The organism is Dyella flava (genome assembly GCF_016904955.1).
Taxonomy (GTDB): Bacteria; Pseudomonadota; Gammaproteobacteria; order Xanthomonadales; family Rhodanobacteraceae; genus Dyella_B; species Dyella_B flava.
The window spans coordinates 44,424-60,195 of record NZ_JADIKE010000025.1; the positions used below are offsets into that span (position 1 = coordinate 44,424).

A 15,772-nucleotide genomic window follows, 5' to 3' on the forward strand; every position below is an offset into this window, starting at 1 on the left:
AGGCATTTAAATGGTGGCGATGATCCGTCCCACCGCCGCCAACACCGCCGCCCGCTGATCATCATCCATTTGCGCATTGACGTAATACGCCGTGACCAGCAATGGCTGGCGATTCGGCGGCCACATGATGACGACGTCGTTACGTTGCGTGGTACCCATGCCGGTTTTCTCGCCAACCTGCCAGTCGGAGGGCACGCCCGCACGCAGCAGCTTCATGCCGGTGCTGGTTTGCCGCATCCACTCAAGCAATTGTTTGCGTGATGCATCGGATAGTGCGTGACCAAGCGTCAGCTTTTGCAGATCCGCCAGCATGGCGTTGAGCGTGGTGGTATCGCTTGCAGGATCCGCGCTGGGGCGGTTGAGTTCGGGTTCGTTGTGATCCAGGCGGGTGATCGAATCTCCCAGCTGCCGTGCAAACGCGGTGACGGCGGCGGAAGGGCCGCCCAGGTGAGCAAGCAACACGTTCGCCGCGGTGTTGTCGCTGAGTGCTACAGCGGCCTGGCAAAGCTCGGCGATGGTCATGCCCGGCGCCCCTGCGCGCTTGCTGGTGACCGGTGCGTATTCCAGCAGGGCGTCCTTGCCGAATACCAGGCGTTGATCGAGCTGTTCCTGGCCACGATCGACGCGGGCGAGCACCGCCGCGGCCAGCAGCAACTTGAAGGTGCTGCACATCAGAAAGCGTTCGTCATCGCGATAACCCGCGCGTTTTCCACTGCCGGTGTCCAGCATGGCGACACCGAGGCGGCCGCCATGCTGGTTTTCCAGTGCCGCGAGTTCGGCTTTCACGCCGCTTGCCTCGGCAGCCCGCAGTAAAGAGGGACGCCATAGTACGGCGGCCGATGTGCCGATTACGGCGCCTTTCAAGAGGGTTCGACGATCCACGGGGTCTCCTTCAGGGGTGTCATGCGCGTCGTGCGCGATCGTTGCATCCTAGTCAAGGATGCGGGCTTCACGCGGTTGAAGTTGGGGCAAAACCATGGCTGCGATGAGAGCCCCCTTCGCCGGCCGCGCTTTTGGTATCAAGACACGCGGCTTAATTGGCTCTTGCCAAGCAGCTGTGTGGATGACGTGAATACGGTTTGGCATTTCCCTCAATCGTCGCAAACGGAGCATGGCATATGCGCATCACCGGTATGGGTCGACTGTTGTTTGCGTTGTCGTTGTTGGCGCTTGGTGTGTTTGGTCTGTATTCGGACGACTTTGCGCTCGTCTGGCAGCCGGTGCCTGCAGGTGTTCCCGGCAGAGCGTTGCTGGCGTACGTATCCGGCATCATTTTGTGTGCGATGAGTGTGGGATTGCTGACACGGCGGACGCTGGTGCCGGCGTCTTTCGTCGCCTGCCTTTACACGCTGGTGTGGCTGCTCGCGCTGCATATTCCGCATGTCATCGCCCAACCCTTGGTGGAGGGCAACTGGGGAGCGAGCGGTGAGATCATGACGCTGGTGAGTGCGAGCTGGATTCTTTATGCGTCTTCGGCGACGCCCGGCAGCCGTCTGTACTTTCCATCACTGGTCGGCGCGAAGGCGATCCGCCGCGCGCGGATGCTATTCGCCGTGGGCGTGCCGTTGATTGGTCTTGAACATTTTATCTACGCATCCGACACGGTGAATCTGGTGCCTGCGTGGTTGCCCGGTCGTCTGGGCTGGGCTTATTTCACCGGTGCTGCGCACATCGCGGCGGGGCTGGCGATTTTGCTGTCGGTGATACCGCGTCTGGCGGCGGTGCTTGAGACCTTGATGATGGGAATTTTTACGGTGCTGGTGTGGATTCCCGCCGTGGCCGCCAATCCGGCGCAACGGTTCGATTGGACGGCGTTGTGGATGTCGGCGGTGATTACGGCGGCGGGGTGGGTGGCTGCTGAGTCGTATCGTGGTATCGGGTATGCAACACAGCGCGCTTTTCCTCCTCTCCCCTCCGGGGAGAGGACTGAGGTGAGGGGCCAACCTCGCGATGAACTATCAAAGAAACATTGACGAGGTTCTGAATATTTCCGCAAGCGCAGCCCCTCACCCCAACCCTCTCCCCGGAGGGGAGAGGGAGAAAAAAAGCGGTCGGTGTTACACCGAACGTCCGGTTTCAAACAGGAACCACACCCGCCGTTCCGCTTCATCGATCCAGTTTTCCAGCAGGCTGGCGGTCGCCACATCGTTGTATTCGTCACACAGCGCATGCGTCTTGCGCATGTACTCGGCCACTCGCGCATTGTCCTCGCGCAGCTCGGCGAGCATGTCCTGCGGCGTGACGAAATCCGCATCGTTATCGGAAAGACGCTGCTGCTTGGAGATCTGCCCGATGGAACGCAGCGTGGTTCCGCCCAGCTTGCGCACGCGTTCGGCGATCGGATCGGTGGTCGCGTAGATTTCGTCGGATTGCTCATCCAGCATCAGGTGGTAGTCCCTGAAGTGCGGCCCCGTCATATGCCAATGGAAGTTCTTGGTCTTCAGGTACAGCGCGAAGATATCCGCCAGCAGCGCATTGAGTTCAGCGGAGATATCGCGCCGTGCATCCTCGCCAAGTGAACTGGGCGTTTTCAGGGGGGCTTTACGCTGTTGCTTGGCTTTGTCTGTCTTGGCCATGGCAGTTCCTTTCATTTCGGGTGGGGGTCGTTCAAAGGAGATGCTGACGCAGCTTTGTGACCTTAGGCCAGCATCGATATGACAGCAACTGCTTTGCCGCGGATCGGGCCGGATTTCCAGCGCCTACCGGCATGAATCGTCGTCAGTGTCATCTTTCGTGGTTAGACTGCCAGCCTACGCCGCGAAAGGTGCCGACGTTCTATGTCAGAAGCCGCTGCCATCCCGCTTAAGAAACCCGCCATGCTCCTCGCGGGTGTGGGCGCGCTGGGGGTGGTCTTCGGCGATATCGGCACCAGTCCGCTGTATACCTTCAAGACCGTGCTGGATATGACGGGCGGCGACAATCCGCACACCATCTACGGCGTGATTTCCCTGCTGATCTGGACGCTGATCGTGGTGACCACGATCAAATACGCCGGCTTTGCCATGCGCATCGACAACGACGGTGAGGGCGGCATCCTCGCCCTGATGGCGTTGCTGGGCGTGAAGCGGCACAAGCGCCCGATGATCGTCGCGGCGGGCCTGTTCGGCGCGGCGCTGATTTACGGCGACGGCGCGATTACCCCGGCGATTTCCGTGCTTTCGGCACTGGAAGGCCTGAATATCGTGGAGCCCTCGCTACAACACTATGTGTTGCCGCTGACCGCGTTGATCCTGCTGGCGCTGTTTGCCTTTCAGCCAGCGGGTACGGCCCGGATCGGGCGCGCGTTCGGGCCGATCATGGCGCTGTGGTTCATCACCATGGCCGTGCTCGGCATCTGGGGCATCGCGAAACATCCGGCTATTTTGTGGGCGCTCAATCCCTACTACGGTCTGGCGTATCTGCTGCATAGCGGCGGCGGCGGCTTCCTGGTGCTGGGTGGCGTGTTTCTCTGCGTCACCGGCGCGGAGGCGCTGTATGCCGACATGGGGCATTTCGGCGCCGGCCCGATCAAGCTGGCCTGGTCCGGCCTGGTTTTTCCGAGCCTGGTGCTCAATTACGCCGGCCAAGGGGCGATCGTGCTGGCCGGCGCGCCGACCGCGGGCAATATTTTCTATCGCCTGTGCCCGGCAGCGCTGACCGTACCGCTGATCGTCCTTGCCACCATGGCCACCATCATCGCCAGCCAGTCGATCATCACCGGTGCGTTCTCGATGACGCGGCAGGCGATCCAGTTGGGATGGATGCCGCGCCTGAAGGTGTCGCAAACCTCCGAGGAAGGCTACGGACAGATCTACGTGGGCGCGGTGAACTGGCTGTTGATGCTGGTGACGATCGGCCTGGCCCTGGGTTTCAGGAAATCCGACAACCTGGCGTCGGCCTATGGCATCGCGGTATCAGCCACCATGTTGATGACGACCGTGCTGCTGTTTATCGCCATGCGCGAGATCTGGAAGTGGCACCTGGCGGCAAGCATCGTGGTAGCCGGCCTGTTCTTCGTGGTCGATCTCTCGTTTTTCGCCTCGAACATGACCAAGCTGCTCGACGGCGGTTACGTGCCACTGATGCTGGCCATCCTGGTGTATCTGGTGATGTATATCTGGCATCGAGGGCTCGTGGCGCTGGGTGCGCGCCTGGGCGAGGATCCGATTCCGGTCGACGCCTTTCTCGACGAGCTCACCCGAAGCTGCGTTGCACGCGTGCCGGGCACGGCGGTGTTTCTCACCCGCGCCAAGGCCACCACGCCCGCGGTGATGCAGTTGTACGTCAAGCACACCATGGCGTTGCACAAGCGCGTGCTGGCAGTGACGCTGGATATTGCATCCGTACCCTACATCGCGCGCCGGGATCGCCTGGCCTTGGCGGAAATCCAGCCGAATTACTGGGCAATCACCGCACGCTACGGTTTCATGGAGCGACCGGATATGCCGGCATTGATGGCGCAGATTGCCACTCACGGTTGCCCGATTGATCCGACGCAGCTGACCTATTTCGTCGGCATGGAAAAGATCGTGGGACGGGAAGGGCCGCAACGTTTGCCGCACTGGATACGCTCGATCTTCACGATCATGCTGCGCAACTGTTCGCGCATGACCGATTACCTGCGCATTCCCGCCGAGCAGGTGGTGGATATCGGGCGGCAGGTTTCGATTTGAATGGACTGTGGGATACCACCACCCGCAGCTAGCCCACAAGCTTCATGTCACTTCGTCCTCATTTCGGCCGAAGCCGGAATGATCGCGCCATCTCAAACAACGGCTGCCCAATAAACCACCCTGCCTCACGCCCGGCGGACAGACAAACACGCCGCCGCCGATATGCGTGACGAACGGGTTCATCATGTCGAACTTCGGCATGTTGCTGCGGTTAAATAAGATTACTACGAATCATTCTCATTAATAATCGTGTGCGGACAAATCAGGGAAAAAGTGACGCGCAGCGTGACAAGCCGCGTGTTTCGGTCGGCGATCCATCGCGTATGTTCTTGCGGCATCACGGTGCAAACGCGGCACGGCTGCCTCGCCCAACCAGGTCGCCTCACGCCTGCCACAGCTGAAAACCGCTGCGTTTTCGAGCAGCGAATGCCGGGTATCTGTCTACATTTCAGCAGCACGACACCACGCACAGCCAGGCATTCGCTGGATGACGTCCGCACGCCGTTTAACGTTTGGACGTCTGTTTGAAATCCGCCTTCGCCAAGCGTGGCACGCTCCTTGCCTGCCCTCCCTCAAGCAGGCATGCACGGTCACTCAGGAATGAAACGCACGGGTGACACGGCAGGCCGAATCGTTCAAGCACTCGCGTGTACCGGGGGAATCAGCAATAGATGTTGACGGCATCAAGAACCGACAGGTGTTGAAGGGCGTCGGATCAACACGCTTCAACAAGCACTTCCGCGACACGCAACTACGCAAAGAGCTCAGTTGAAGGTCTTCCGTGACGGATCTCACGATGCAGTTAAACGTCGAGACACTATCGCTTATCAATGGCTGCCAGGCTTTGGTGCTTGCGCTGATCCTGTGGTTCGGCACGCACGGCGGAAGCATGCATGCCATCAACGGATTGCGCCTGCGCGCGGTCGCCCTGCTGCTGGAGGCGGGTGGGGACCTGACCCTGTTGCTCGCTTCGAAGATGTCGCCGCTCACCGTGGTGCTGGTGGGCAATAGCCTCAATCTCGCCGCACAGGCGGTAACGATCATTGCACTGCGGATGGTGCTGCAACGCAATCTGCGCTGGCGCGAGGCGACACTGCTCGGCGCCGCAGCATGGCTAGTGGTGACTTATCTGAGCACGGCCCACCCCGATTATGAACTGCGGGTGCTGTGGGGATCGTTCTTTCTTGCCTGCAATAGCGCACTCAATATTTCCGCGCTGCGGGGTGGTTGCCGCAAGAAAGAGACTCGCGCTCAGTGCCTTTTGCTGTGGACCTATGTGCTGAGTATCGTGCTGCTGGTCTGGCGCAATGTGTCACTGTGGACGCTTGCTACACCGCCGCACAGCATCAGCGCGCCCGGGCAGGTCAACACCCTTTATGTGTTGCTGTTCGGGATTGCACCCTTGCTGGGCAGCGTCGGCTTTCTGTTGCTCTATAACGAGATTCTGCAGCGCGAGCTGCATAATCTGGCGCGGATCGATCCGCTTACGGGCGTGATCAACCGGCTTGGCTTGCTGGAGGCATCGGAAACCTTGCTGGCGCGCGCCCGCCGGAAACACGAACCGGTCGGCGTGTTGTTGATCGATGCTGATCATTTCAAGAGCATCAACGACCGCTTTGGTCACGACGATGGTGATCGCGTGCTGCTTGAATTGGTCTCGAATATTCGGCGCGTATTGCGCGCCGGCGATTTGGTCGGGCGTGTCGGCGGCGAGGAATTTCTGGTGCTGTCGCCGTCCGTCAACGCAGGCGATCTGATGACCTTGGCCGAGCGTATCCGTGCGGCGGTCGAGCGCACTTCGTTTTACATCGCGGGCGAGCGTTATGGGCTTACGGTCTCCATTGGCGCCGCCATTGCCGATGACGGTGAGCCCGACATGATGGCGGCCAGGCGCAGGGCCGATATGGCGCTCTACGAAGCGAAGCGCGCGGGGCGCAACTGCGTGATGATCTCGGCGCATTGATCTGCGGCAGGTGCTAACGCGTCGGCTTGCTTGCGACCAGGGTGCCCGGCGCCAGCGTGCCGAAGCTCACCAGACGCCAGAACCAACTGCCGATGCCACGTGTCAGCGTGAACGGGAACCCGGCGGCGCGCAGCCGCGCAGCATACTGCGGCAGATGGCGAATGTCGTCGATAAGTACCTGGCCGCCCGGGCGCAATACACGCACGATTTCGTCGATCGCCTGATCGCGGCCTTCGCGCTGGTAGATGTTGTGGATGGCGGTGGACGACACCACGATATCGATCGTCTGATCGGCAAACGGTAGCTGGCGCATATCGGCGGTCCGCGTATCGACCCGCGCAGCGACGCCTTCACGTTGCGCGTTGATGGCCACGGCATCCGGACCATTGCCACTGAGATCCTCGCTCTGCCAGATATCGACGCCGGTGACGTGTCCCTGCGTTGCACGACGCGCCGCCGCAACGGCGAACAGGCCCCGGCCACAGCCGATATCGAGCACATGCTCGTTGCCGCGCCAGCTCAGTCGATCCAGCAGCTGTTCGCGCCGACGCACCTTGCCGTAGCGGCTCGTCCACATCATCGAAACGGCACCGACGGCAAATACCACGCCGATCCATTGCGTACCCTTGATGGTGATCGGCAGCCAGGTAGTGAAGCTCAAGGCAAACAACACCCAGCAGGCGATGGAACACAACGCGAGATTGCGCACGACCGGCGGCGCATCCAGACCGTACGGAAATAACTGTTTCATGACACCCCTCCTTGGAGCATCATGCTGATCGGCACGACCGGCGCCGTTAAGTGATGTTTGTCATGACATCACGCTGCTTTCCGTCAAGCTCGATCTACAGAACAGATAAGGGCTGCGGGACAGCGGCCCGCCGAGCAAAGCTGTGCATTTCCGTCCTTACATAAAGCTGGCATATGCCTTTACCCCTTGGCGTGCCTGCGCGTGAGCAGGCTGGCGGCCGAGGCATGAACGACGTCCACGCGGCCATAAGTCGCAGCGGCCGCGCCGGTCAACGCTCCCCAAACTGACTCGTTTGGTCCATAAGCGTCTTCACTACCGGGCGGGGCTTGTGGCAGCCTTCAAATCGGGCGGTACATCGTAGTATCGAAGCGGCGGCCACCAGCCTTCGGACACACTTGCGACAAGGCAGCATTACGCATGAGCCTGTTGTACGACCTGTCAGCCAATGCCGTGCGCCGCATCTACGACGCACGCATCAACACCCCACCGGTACTGGACACCGGCACCTATTTTCCCGGCGCCGGCAAGTTTGCGGACGCCTGGTCGACGATTCGCGAGGAGGCGCTGGCCATCGCGGCTGAACGCATGCATGCCATACCGCGCTTTCATGAAATCATGCCCGCGCAGGCGCCGATCTCCGCGAACGATGGCAAGGATTGGCGGCTTTTCATCCTGAAGGTGTATGGCGCCGAGGTCGACAAGAACATGGCGGCCTGCCCTACGCTGGCGCAAGCCCTGACCTTGTCACCGGATGTGCTGTCGGCGAGCTTGTCGTTTCTGGCTCCGCGCAAACACATTCCACGGCACCGCGGCCCGTTCCGCGGTGTGCTGCGTTTTCAGCTGGGCCTGTCGGTACCGGTTGATGCTGATGGGCGGCCTGCCGCCGTGCTGTCGCTCAATGATGACGAGCACCGCATTGGCGACGGCCAGCACTTGCTGTGGGACGACACGTATCCCCACGAAGTCTGGAACCACAGCGACGAGATGCGCGTGGCCTTGCTGCTGGATGTGCGGCGGCGCCACATGCCGATGGATATGCGCGTGCTCTCGGGCGCGCTGATCGCCTCGGTCGGCATGGTCGCCCGTTTGCGCGGTGTCGCCTGAGACATGCGCCTTCGCCCGCCGCATACCCCAGCCTGAACGACTCCAGCCAAAGCCACGCGGCAGGACAAACGGGCCTTGGGTTTTCCACCCATTTGCCGATATATCTTGTTGGCTCGCCGTCCATTCGACCGGGACGGCGAGAGTCAGTGATCCCTCAGCCAGCCTCCGGCGACGATCGGAGGGCCGCCACGGCTTGCCCCGCGGGCGGCCATGCCACCCTCGGCAAACTGGATGATCGATCCATCAGGCGGCGGTCCGGAACGATATTGATGCAGCTTCAAGCACAGCTCAGGGTAGGCGCAACGCTATTGCTGGCGGTGGCTGCGGGCATATCCGGCTACGTCTTCCAGGGCTATGCAAACGCCTACCGGCAAAGTACGCGAGACCTGCAGACACTGGCCTCATACAACCTGGTGCTGAAAGCCGGTAACGCGATGTCCGCCGAGCGCTCGCCTTCCAACATCCTGCTCAGCCTGGATCAGGATGCCGGGCCCGTGTACGCGTCGACCGCGATACAGATGGCCGATGCGCGCCATCGCACCGATGATGCGCTCGATCAGCTGGAACACATGCTCGCGGCACAGCCGCCGGCCAGTCCGGATCGGGACAAATTGTCGCGTGCCAGGAAGTCGCTTGCAAAAGGCCGCACCGCCATCGACCAGCTGCTTCAGCATGCCCCGGCCACCCGTTCATCCCAGGATCTGCAGGACGCCATCAATAAAATGGTCCTGGCACGCAAGCAACTGGATCCGCTGATCGGCGACTTCTTCGCCGACACCGTGCAAGACGCCCCGGACCAGGCCCGCATCATGCAGATGGCGCGCATCCTCAGCGATCTGCGTGAATACGGCGGGCGCATCGATTCCATGCTGCTCGTTCCGCTATCGGCGTCGGAGCCGATCGATCCGTCACGACACTTGGTGATCGATCTGCTGCGCGGGCATATCGATGAGCTGCATCGCCTGCTACCCGAACGCCTCGACCCCAGCGATCGACGGGCCGGCAGTATCGATAGCATGCGCGCGCAGGTGGAGCACGACTTTTTCGGCCACACGCTGCCGCTGATCGACAGCCTGATGGCGCGTTCCGGTTCCGACTACGGCATGAGCGCCGCCGCTTTCACCAGCCAGACCATGCCCGACCTGATGGCGCTGGAAAAACTCGAAGACCAGTTCATTCAGCGTGCCATCGACCAGCTGGCCCAGGTCAAAAACGACAATCGCCGTCACATGCTGATGATCGGCGCCTACCTGCTGGCGTTTTATCTTTTTCTGCTGGTCGTGCTGCGCGCGGCGCAAAGCTTTGTGATCCGCCCGCTGCTGCTGGCCCGGCAGGAAATCATCAATCTTGCGCACGGCGACCTGCGGCCAGCGCCGCGCGCCGGCAACAGCGCGGAGGTGCGCGCCCTGCACGAGGCGATCGATACCTTGAGAAGGCATCACCTCAACAGCATGCAGCTGGCGATCGAACGTGACGAACTCAGCAAGGCGCTGCGCCGGCAGGCGCATACGGATGCGCTGACGGGTCTGTTGAATCGTCATGCGCTGGAGGAAATCACCGGCGATCTGTCGGCTGAGCCGGTACGGCTTTCCAAAGACCGCGGCCTGATCCTGATCGATGTGGATTACTTCAAGCCGATCAATGATGAGCACGGCCATATCGTCGGCGACCTGGTGCTGCGTGAGGTGGCCAGTCGCATCATGCGTTCGGTCGCCGCGCCGCACATGGCGTTTCGCTATGGTGGCGAGGAGTTCGCCATCCTTACCACCGGCCTGTCGATGAAAGCACTGTGCCTGCTGGCGGAAGACGTCAGGCATGCCATCGCGGGCGATGAATTCACCGTGCACAACTCCTTGCGGCTGGGTGTCACCGCGAGCTTCGGCGTGGCCAAGGGCGATGCCCTCATCTTTACCTGGCTCGATCTTCTCAACGCCGCCGATACCGCGCTGTACCGGGCCAAAGCACAGGGGCGTAACCAGCTGGTATCGGCGCCCCGTGTCTCCGATGTGCAATACAGCGGGTAAAGCCTGACCCGTGGGGTTGCGCCTCGCCAGAAGATGTATGCGGTATCGCGATGGAAATGAAGAGCGTTATTCACTCGCCGTATCTTCGACACTGCGATGAAGGCCATCGTCGATGAAAGGTTCACGACACGCGTGCAGGGTCTCAAACCTGCATCAAGATCTGCGGCACCTCGCACATTTACTTGCCAAGCTCGGCATGAACCTTGCGCCTCGCATCTATTTTCACACCTGCTAAACAATCAACTAAGCTGCGTTGACATAACTGAAAGAACGCCGTTGCGGCGGCTTCATCATGTGTAAATCAGATGTAACACCCAAGTTGCTGTGAAGCACTGGACGTCCAAACGGGGCGGGAGCAACATCAGTAATCCCGGCGTCCGGCCGGGAGTCTTGGCGGGAGTTGAAACCAGTCAGCGCGACCGCAGCCTGCGTGGCTGCGTCGGGCCCACACGGCGGTCCGATGACTCACCAGTCCTTGTATCTAGCGGGGTAATGTCGACGAATCCATTGGCGGCTGGCAATAAATCCATCACAGGGGGACTCGCTTTTTTCATCTAGACGTTAGGGAGAAAAGACGTGAAAACCGAGCATGTGATGATTGGCGTATCGATCGCTGCGGCGCTTGCGACGTTGCCTTCGATGGCCCTGGCTTCAAATGCTGCGCTGTCGGGTATCGACACCACCGAGGCGCCGCGTGTCACGCAAACTGTCGATAACAGCGTCGTATCCACGCTGAGCAACACCCATCTTTCACTTATTGCCCATGCAACCCTGGCTGGCGCCGTCGACGACGCGATGCCTATGAACCATATGCAGCTGATCCTGCAACGCAGCGCCCTGCGCTCATCGGCCCTGGAGTCGTTGATCACCGCGCAGCACGATCCATCTTCCGCCAAATATCAACAATGGATCACACCCGAAGAATTCGGCAGCACCTTTGGCGTGGCGGATGCGGACATCAATGCCGTGAAGTCGTGGCTGACTTCGCAGGGCTTTACGGTCAATGCGGTCTATCCGAACAAGTCGCAGATTGATTTCAGTGGTACCGCGGGCCTCGTTCGCCAGGCGTTCCATACGCAGGAGAACCACTACATCGTCAGTCATGTCGACCATATCGCCAACGCCACCGACATCAGTGTTCCCTCGGCGCTGCAGGCGGTGGTCATCGGCGTAGCCGGCCTTAACGACTTCCGCCCGCAACCCTTGCACGTGCCGCCACAAGTGGCGCAATACGACAGCTCCAAGCACAGCTTCAAACTCCAATCGTCTTCCACGGTCAGGCCCGGCGCTCAGGCGGTGAACTTCCCCAACTACGGTGTGCGCGGCTTTGCGCCGTATGACATGCAGACGATCTACAGCGTCAGCCCGCTGTATACCAGCGGCCTTACCGGTACGGGCATCGTCATTGCGGTAGTGGAAGACCAGGATATGGACGTGACGGACTGGCCGAACTTCGTCAGCCAGTTCGGGCTCGGCGGCTACGGTGGCACCTTCAAACAGTTCCAGCCGCAGTTGACGCCGTCCACCGGCAACTGCACCGATCCAGGCGGTGCCAACCCTGATGGCGAAAGCATCGAGACGGTCCTGGATTCGGAGTACTCCACGGCAATCGCGCCAGGCGCCCATATCTGGGTCTCCACCTGTTCGGATTCTGACTCCAGCAACTTCTTCGGCGGGGTCTATCTGGCGGCGGACAATCTGATCAACAACACCAATGCCGCCGGCCGTCCGAATGTGATCAGCGCCAGTTATGGCTGGGCCGAAGGCATGACCGATGCCGCCAGCAAGGCGGCGATCGACATCATGTGGGCACAGGGTGATGCGGAAGGTATCTCGGTGTTCGTATCGGCCGGCGACTCCGGCTCCAATCCGAGTTTCAATGGAAGCATCATCAACGGTGCCGGCATTGACGCCAACTCGTTCGGCACCTCGCCGAACGATACCGTCGTGGGCGGATCGGATACCGCCGACATTCTCGACGGCACGACCAGCAAGTACTTCAACAGCACGCCGAACGCGGTCTACGGCACGGCGAAATCGTATGTGCCGGAAATCACCTGGAACACTTCCTGCGGCAATACCGTGGCGGCGCAGAAGCTGGTGGGCTTGACCGCCCTGCAATTCTGCAAGAACGCGCTGATCTACGATCCGTACGGCTTTTATGTGACGTCGGAAAGCGGCAGCGGTGGTCCTTCGTCGGTGGACAGCAAGCCGGCCTGGCAGCGCATCGTGTATGGCGCGGCCAAAGACCAGTCGCGCGACCTGCCGGATGTGTCGCTGTTCGGTGGTTCGTACGGCGGGTACTCGTGGGTGATTCTCTGCACGGGCGCGAATCCGTGCACACCCAACTTCACCTCGCCAGTAGAACTGGTCGCCGGTACATCACTGTCTTCGCCGATGTTTGCCGGCATCCAGGCCTTGATCGATCAAGGTGTGAAGCAGGCAGGCGGTCCCGTCGACCAGGGCAACGCCGCGCCGACTTTGTATGAGCTGGCGCGCAATGAGTACGGCGGCCCAACCGGTTCCCAGCCGCCCACGCTGAGTGATTGCAATTCGAATAACGGCACCAAGGGCACCAGCAAGTGCGTGTTCTACAACATTACTGAAGGCGGCAATTCCACCCAGTGCATCCAGCTTCAAGGTGAAGTCACGCCGGATTGCTATTTCTACGGCACGATCGCGGACTTCCAGCAGGCTTATGGGCCGACCCAGGTGGGCCTGACCTCGACCAGCACGACCAAATACAACAGCAATACCGCGGCCTTCCCGTCCACAGCCGGTTGGAGTTTTGCCAACGGCCTGGGTTCGGTGAATGCCACGAACCTGTTGGCGGCCTGGAAGAAGTTCAACGCCCTGCCGTAATCACATTGAGAGCATGAGCTTTCGCACCCCTGGCGACATTCGTCGCCAGGGTTTTTTTGTGGCTGGGTCGGTTAAGCGCCGCCCTGCTTTTCCCCCTCTCCCCGTTGGGGAGAGAGCCTGCCCCGGACGTGATCCGGGGGTTGGGGTGAGGGGCTGCGGTTGCGTGAAGATCCAGAGCTTCATCGATGGTTCCTTTGAAATCCATCGCGAGGCTGCCCCCTCACCTCAGTCCTCTCCCCAGCGGGGAGAGGAAGAAAAGCGCGCAGCTCAATCCTCTTCTTCCTCTTCTGCACCATCGGCCTTCCAATAACCGGTGGCACGAATCCACTCCTTCGGCACACCACATTCTTCCGCCAGGTACTTGCGCATCCCGCGCACCCGCCGTGACTCCGTCGCAATCCAATAGAACGTATCGCCCGGCCACGTCGGCAATTCACGCAAGGCCCGCTCCAGCAAGTCGCTGCTCGCACCGTCGGCACCTTCACGCTCAAGCCAAGTCACCGTGAACCGCGCCTGCGAACCTAGCGACTGGCGATCGGCGGCTTCAGGAATTTCCGCCAGCACGTGCACCTGTTTGTCCGCGTGCATCTCCTCCAGCCAACGGCCCATTGCGGGCAAGGCGGTTTCGTCGCCGACGAGCACATAGCGATCGAAATCTCCCGCAGCGATGAACGAGCCACGTGGTCCAGCGATGGCAATGCGTTGTCCCGGCCGGGCTTGCTCTGCCCAGGTCGAGGCGGGGCCATCGCCGTGGATGACAAAGTCGATGATCAGCTCGTTGCGCTCGGCATCGTAGTCGCGCGGGGTGTAATCGCGCATGGGCGAACGAAGTGCTCCGGCGGGAAATTCCGGTCCGTTCGGCCCTAGTGTCGGCAGTACCAGTTCGCCGTTTGCGTTTGGAATAAACAGCTTTACGTGGTCGTCAGGCCCCGCGCTGTGAAAGCCGCGCAGTTCCTCACCGCCGAAAACAATGCGTTGCATGTGCGGGGTGATGCGTTTCACGCTGAGTACTTCAACGGTGCGGCGCATCAGTGTATGTCGCACCATGCGATGTTCGTGCTGGGTCATCGGTCAATCCAGATCAAGTAGTAGGTTCATGCCGGTGTAGTCCGCTGTGGCAACAGGCGATAGCCAAGATGTCCGGCGATGTCGTGCAGCACGGCCAGCGTGCGCTCAATGTCGGGTGGTGCTGTGGCGGGCGAAATATCAGGGGGCGCTATTTCGGCCAGTCCCATCTGTTCCAGCGTGTGCAGAAAGTCCTGTACCTGCGCCACCATGCGCCGGATATCGCTGGCTGCATGTGCGGCGCTCGACATGCGTGCTTGACGCAATTGCCAGCGGATGCGGCCATGTGGCTGCACGTGTGCGTCGATCAATCCACGCTGTTCCAATTCGCGCAGGAAGCGATACACCGTGCCGATGCTGGTGCCGGAATGATGTGCCTGCGCCGCTTGCAGCAAAGGCACCGCATCACGGGCTTCAGTCTGCTCCAGCAGCGCATGAAGAATGGCATTGCGCGACGTAGTCAGCGCCAGGCCCTGCGCCTTGCAGCGCTGTTGCCAGATCTTTAGCGCATCATCGGGATCAGGTTTCGGTGTCATCCGGGCGACCCGTGGCGATCTCCGCGGCGGCGCGTTCAAGAATGGCCGCAACACGCTGCGCTTCAGCCTTGTTCCAATCTCCCGCACGCATCAACACGGCGTGCTTGAGTACGTGCATCGCCTTGCGCACGGCCAGCGGCAGCGACAGCTTGGCGATCAGGCGGGCACCGTGCCTGGTGCGCTCGGTCATCGCCTCCACCGCAGCGCGGTTGGTATTGAGAAAGGCGCGGCCCTCGTCGGTAATCGCGTACTGCTTGCGCCCGCCTTGTTCGCTTTCTACCGAGGCGTGGCCGATTTCTTCGAGCATGGTCAGCGTGGGATACACCGCGCCGGGGCTGGGCGAATACTGGCCGTGGAACATGTCCTCGATGGTGCGGATCAGTTCGTAGCCGTGACGCGGCTGCTGCTCGATCAGGGCCAGCAGCAGCAGCTTCAGATCGCCGTGGCCGAGCAGGCGCCCGCCACCACGCCGCCCGCCGCCCTGCAAGCCGTTCCAATCGCTGAAAACATCACCATCGTGATGGTGGCCATGCCGTCCGCGCCGGCCGTGGAATTCGTAAGTGTCCCCGTCATAGCGGCTGCCCTCGTCCCAGCCCATGCCGTGCCTGTCATGGTGGCGGTGCATGAACCGGTGGAACAGGTGGTGCCTGTGCATGACATAACTCCGATATATCGAAATGCGTGCCGAAAAAGATATATCTAAATTATATCGTTTACAAGCCCTGCCCTCGCTGGCCGGGCTAGGCACGGCAAGCTCTGGGTTGGCAATGAGGGGGGTGGCCACGAAAACCGCGCCGACCCGGCACGGCGCCGGG

At 61.0% G+C, this 15,772-nt stretch carries 13 protein-coding genes; 6 read left to right on the top strand and 7 right to left on the bottom strand.

All coding sequences use genetic code 11. The features are described from left to right. Positions 1–6 precede the first annotated feature (6 nt). Positions 7–882: a class A beta-lactamase gene (gene bla / locus ISP19_RS02485; protein ID WP_204679393.1), complete on the bottom strand. Its 876-nt coding sequence runs from the start codon at positions 880–882 to the stop codon at positions 7–9. Between the two features lie 236 nt (positions 883–1,118). Between bla and ISP19_RS02490 the strand changes: the two genes are divergently transcribed. Beyond that, positions 1,119–1,973 carry a DoxX family protein gene (locus ISP19_RS02490; RefSeq protein ID WP_204679401.1) on the top strand — a complete coding sequence of 285 codons (855 nt, stop codon included), beginning with the start codon at positions 1,119–1,121 and terminating at the stop codon, positions 1,971–1,973. Positions 1,974–2,057: 84 nt separating this feature from the next. Here ISP19_RS02490 and ISP19_RS02495 read toward each other — a convergent pair whose 3' ends face one another. Then, complete coding sequence (locus tag ISP19_RS02495; RefSeq protein WP_204679403.1) at positions 2,058–2,576, bottom strand: Dps family protein; 519 nt, start codon at positions 2,574–2,576, stop codon at positions 2,058–2,060. A 201-nt stretch (positions 2,577–2,777) separates the two neighbouring features. Here ISP19_RS02495 and ISP19_RS02500 point away from each other — a divergent pair, with 201 nt between their 5' ends. Continuing rightward, positions 2,778–4,652, top strand: a complete 1,875-nt coding sequence (locus ISP19_RS02500; RefSeq protein ID WP_239556417.1) for a potassium transporter Kup — start codon at positions 2,778–2,780, stop codon at positions 4,650–4,652. 42 nt (positions 4,653–4,694) lie between these two features. Here the strand turns inward: ISP19_RS02500 and ISP19_RS02505 are convergent, their stop codons facing one another. After that, on the bottom strand, positions 4,695–4,853 hold the full coding sequence (locus ISP19_RS02505; RefSeq protein WP_204679405.1) for a hypothetical protein: 159 nt from the start codon (positions 4,851–4,853) through the stop codon (positions 4,695–4,697). 595 nt (positions 4,854–5,448) lie between these two features. On the opposite strand from ISP19_RS02505, the gene ISP19_RS02510 reads away from it, so the two are divergent. Then, entirely contained in the window at positions 5,449–6,615 is a 1,167-nt protein-coding gene (locus ISP19_RS02510; RefSeq protein ID WP_204679407.1) for a GGDEF domain-containing protein, read from the top strand. 13 nt (positions 6,616–6,628) lie between these two features. On the opposite strand, the gene ISP19_RS02515 is transcribed toward ISP19_RS02510, so the two are convergent. Beyond that, positions 6,629–7,366: a class I SAM-dependent methyltransferase gene (locus ISP19_RS02515; RefSeq protein ID WP_204679409.1), complete on the bottom strand. Its 738-nt coding sequence runs from the start codon at positions 7,364–7,366 to the stop codon at positions 6,629–6,631. A 417-nt stretch (positions 7,367–7,783) separates the two neighbouring features. On the opposite strand from ISP19_RS02515, the gene ISP19_RS02520 reads away from it, so the two are divergent. The 3 genes from ISP19_RS02520 to ISP19_RS02530 all read left to right on the top strand — a co-directional run bounded on the left by ISP19_RS02520 (position 7,784) and on the right by ISP19_RS02530 (position 13,356). Beyond that, positions 7,784–8,470: an aspartyl/asparaginyl beta-hydroxylase domain-containing protein gene (locus tag ISP19_RS02520; protein WP_204679410.1), complete on the top strand. Its 687-nt coding sequence runs from the start codon at positions 7,784–7,786 to the stop codon at positions 8,468–8,470. Between the two features lie 269 nt (positions 8,471–8,739). Then, positions 8,740–10,494 carry a GGDEF domain-containing protein gene (locus ISP19_RS02525; RefSeq protein WP_204679412.1) on the top strand — a complete coding sequence of 585 codons (1,755 nt, stop codon included), beginning with the start codon at positions 8,740–8,742 and terminating at the stop codon, positions 10,492–10,494. Between the two features lie 576 nt (positions 10,495–11,070). Then, positions 11,071–13,356, top strand: coding sequence for a S53 family peptidase (locus ISP19_RS02530; RefSeq protein WP_204679414.1), 2,286 nt, complete (start codon positions 11,071–11,073; stop codon positions 13,354–13,356). Positions 13,357–13,623: 267 nt separating this feature from the next. On the opposite strand, the gene ISP19_RS02535 is transcribed toward ISP19_RS02530, so the two are convergent. Genes ISP19_RS02535 through ISP19_RS02545 form a run of 3 tightly spaced genes read right to left on the bottom strand, consistent with a single transcriptional unit; the run spans position 13,624 to position 15,612 of the window. Beyond that, positions 13,624–14,424 carry a siderophore-interacting protein gene (locus ISP19_RS02535; RefSeq protein WP_204679415.1) on the bottom strand — a complete coding sequence of 267 codons (801 nt, stop codon included), beginning with the start codon at positions 14,422–14,424 and terminating at the stop codon, positions 13,624–13,626. Positions 14,425–14,450: 26 nt separating this feature from the next. Then, complete coding sequence (locus ISP19_RS02540; protein WP_204679417.1) at positions 14,451–14,957, bottom strand: transcriptional repressor; 507 nt, start codon at positions 14,955–14,957, stop codon at positions 14,451–14,453. Continuing rightward, the gene (locus ISP19_RS02545; RefSeq protein ID WP_239556419.1) at positions 14,941–15,612 is read right to left on the bottom strand and encodes a PadR family transcriptional regulator; all 672 of its coding nucleotides are present in this window, start codon (positions 15,610–15,612) and stop codon (positions 14,941–14,943) included. The genes ISP19_RS02540 and ISP19_RS02545 overlap by 17 nt, the downstream gene beginning before the upstream one ends. Positions 15,613–15,772 lie beyond the last annotated feature (160 nt).